This is a genomic window from Gemmiger formicilis (assembly GCF_016901605.1).
Classification (GTDB): Bacteria; Bacillota; Clostridia; order Oscillospirales; family Ruminococcaceae; genus Gemmiger; species Gemmiger formicilis_B.
The window spans coordinates 1-217 of record NZ_JACJKP010001032.1 but is presented as its reverse complement, the minus strand read 5'-3'; the positions used below and the strand labels follow the sequence as shown (position 1 = coordinate 217).

The 217-nt window shown below is 46.1% G+C and carries 1 pseudogene; it reads left to right on the top strand.

The features are described 5' to 3' along the window. Window positions 1-26 precede the first annotated feature (26 nt). Window positions 27-217 (top strand): annotated as a pseudogene (locus H6B10_RS17650) (HAD-IC family P-type ATPase); the annotation flags it as partial.

The following is a 217-nucleotide window of genomic DNA, read 5'->3' as shown; positions in this document are numbered from 1 at the left end:
CCTGTCTTGCCAAAGGAAGCGCGTCCATGGGGCGCAAACAGACCATTGTAAAAAATATCAATGCCATGCAGGGTTTTGGCAGTATGGATACCCTTTGTGTGGACAAGACAGGGACACTGACCGATGACACATTACAGCCGGAATATTATATGGATATTCTTGGCAACGAATGCCGCAAAACATTGGATTATGCATATCTGGCCAGTCGTTATCACAC